Below are 3,095 nucleotides of genomic sequence, written 5' to 3' on the forward strand. Positions count from 1 at the left end.
GCACCCCCCGGCCTCGTCCACGACCCAGCCGCACTCCGACAGACCCTCCACCAGGAACGGGTCACCGTCATGCAGGCAACCCCCAGCCTCTGGCGTGCGGTAGTGGCCGACACAGGCGAGTCGCTGCGCAACGTACGAATCCTGGTAGGTGGTGAGGCCCTGCCCACCGACCTCGCCACCCAACTCACCACCGCCGCGGCCTCGGTCCTCAACGTCTACGGACCCACCGAAACCACCATCTGGTCCACCACCGCCCCCGTCACCGGCGAAGGCCCGGTCACCATCGGCGGTCCGCTGACCCGCACCCGCCTCTACGTCCTCGACGACCACCTCCAGCCCGTCCCGGCCTCCGTCCCCGGCGAGCTCTACATCGCCGGCACCGGAGTCGCCCGCGGCTACCTCAACCGCCCCGGCCTGTCTGCCGAACGCTTCGTCGCCGACCCCTACGGCACCCCCGGCACCCGCATGTACCGCACCGGCGACATCGTCCGCTGGAACCAGAACGGCGACCTCGAATACCTCCGCCGCGCAGACGACCAGGTCAAGATCCGCGGACACCGCATCGAACTCGGCGAAATCGAAACCGTCCTCACCACCCTCGACACCGTCACCCAGGCAGCCGTCATCGTCCGCGACGACCGCCTCATCGCCTACCTCGTCGGCACACCCGACACCACCGCGGTACGCGCTCACATGTCCCAGGCCGTTCCCGACTACATGGTCCCGGCTGCGTTCGTCATCCTCGACGCGCTGCCTCTGACCGCGAACGGCAAGCTGGACCGCAAGGCCCTGCCGGAGCCGGAGTTCGCGGGCACCGCCCAGAGTCGTGCGCCGCGCACCCCACAGGAGGAGATCCTGTGCGGGCTGTTCGCCGACATCCTCGGAGTCTCCGGGGTCGGGATCGACGACAGCTTCTTCGATCTGGGCGGGCACTCACTCCTGGCCACCCGCCTCGTCTCCCGCATCCGCACCGTGCTCGGTGTCGAACTCTCCGTCCGCCAGCTCTTCGAGACTTCCACCGTCGCGGCCGTGGCAGCGCTGGTTCAGCAGGCCGACGGCGCCCGCGCAGGGGTCGTCGCCGGGCCTCGGCCGGATCGGATCCCGCTGTCCTTCGCCCAGCAGGGTCAGTGGTTCCTGCACCGGCTCGAAGGCCCCAACGCCACGTACAACATCCCGGTCGCCCTGCGACTCACCGGCGCGCTGGACCGTGAGGCACTCCGGGCGGCACTGGCCGACGTCGTGGAGCGGCACGAGTCACTGCGGACCGTCATGGCCGAGGACGAGCAGGGTGCGTACCAGGTCATCCGGACCGAGGTACGTCCGGAGCTGAACGTCGAGAAGGTGACACAGAATCAGTTGCCCGCCGCGTTGAAGGCATCGGCTGCTCGGGCCTTCGACCTGATGGACGAGATCCCGCTGCGCGCCACCCTCTTCGAGGCGGCGCACGACGAGTACGTCCTGCTCGTGCTGATCCATCACATCGCCGCCGACGAATGGTCGTTCGGTCCACTGGCACGCGATCTGGCGACGGCTTACACCGCGCGTCACGCGGGCGAGCCCGCTCCCTGGGCGCCGCTGCCGGTGCAGTACGCCGACTTCACCCTGTGGCAGCGCGAGGTGCTCGGCTCCGAGGACGACCCGGAGAGCTCTGCCTCCCGGCAGATCGCGTACTGGAAGCAGGCATTGGCCGGACTGCCGGCCGAGCTGGAGCTGCCGACCGACCGACCGCGCCCGTCCGTACCCTCCTACCAGGGTGGGACCGTCGATTTCGAGGTGTCGCAGGAGCTGCATCGGCGGGTGGAGGAGGTGGCTCGGGAGCATCAGGCGAGCCCGTTCATGGTGGTGCAGGCGGCCTTGGCCGTGCTGTTGTTCCGGCTGGGCGCCGGGGAGGACGTCCCGATCGGTTCGCCGGTGGCGGGTCGTACGGACGATGCGCTGGAGGATCTGGTCGGGTTCTTCGTGAACACGCTGGTCCTGCGCAATGACCTGTCCGGGAATCCGACGTTCTCGGAGCTGCTCGCCCGGGTCCGGGAGACCGACCTCGCGGCATACGCCCACCAGGACGTTCCCTTCGAACGCCTGGTGAGGGCTCTCAACCCCGAGCGCTCCACGTCGCGCCACCCGCTGTTCCAGACCGTCCTGAACTGGGCCAACGACGACAATCGCAAGGCCCTGGCCGCCTCGGCCGGCATGCCCGGGCTCCGCGTCGCGGTGGAGGAGGCCGCGACGGGTGCGGCCAAGTTCGATCTGGTCTTCCACCTGTCCGGGGTGCGCGGTGCCGATGGTGGTGCTGCGGGGCTGCGGGGCGCGCTGGAGTTCAACACGGACCTGTTCGACCGGTCGTCTGCTGTGGTGTGGGGCGAGCGGTTCGTGCGGGTGCTGGAGGGGCTGCTGGCGGAGCCGGGACGTGGGATCGGGTCGGTTCCGGTTCTCTCCCGGGATGAGCGACAGGCTGTGGTCGAGGCCTGGGCCATGTCTTCGGCCTCGGATGTGGACCTTTCGGCCGGTGACAGCGTTTCGCTGGTCGACGTATTCGAAGCACAAACCGCTCCCGGTGCTGTTGCCGTCTCCTGCGAGGGGGTGTCGCTGTCGTATGGGGAGCTGAACGCGGCGGCGAACCGTCTGGCCAGGGTGCTCGTGGGCCGCGGGGTGGGTCCGGAGTCGTTGGTCGCGGTGGCCCTGCCCCGCTCGGCCGACATGATCGTGGCGTTGCTGGCTGTACTGAAGGCCGGCGGGGCGTATGTGCCGGTCGACCCCTCCTACCCCACGGACCGGATCGCCTACCTGCTCCAGGACGCGGCCCCGGCACTCGTCATCGCCACCACCCAGGTCGCCAACGACCTGAATGGGGAAGGGTGGCTGCTCCTGGACGCCCCCGACACCATCACCGCTCTCGCCCAGCACACGGATGCTGATCTGAGCGATGACGAACGTGTCTCGGCGCTGCTGCCGAAGCACCCCGCCTACGTCATCTACACCTCTGGTTCGACGGGCCGGCCCAAGGGTGTTGTGGTCGCGCATGAGCAGGTGGTGCGTCTGTTCACGGCGACGGATCCCTGGTTCGGTTTCGGGCCGGAGCAGGTGTGGACGATGTT

General features: G+C 69.1%; 1 protein-coding gene. It reads left to right on the forward strand.

From position 1 onward, the window contains the following. Positions 1-69: 69 nt before the first annotated feature. A partial coding sequence (locus ABZ434_RS35995; protein ID WP_359146302.1) for a condensation domain-containing protein occupies positions 70-3,095 on the forward strand: 3,026 nt, incomplete at its 3' end.

The organism is Streptomyces sp. NPDC005761 (genome assembly GCF_040630635.1).
In the GTDB taxonomy this organism is placed as follows: Bacteria; Actinomycetota; Actinomycetes; order Streptomycetales; family Streptomycetaceae; genus Streptomyces.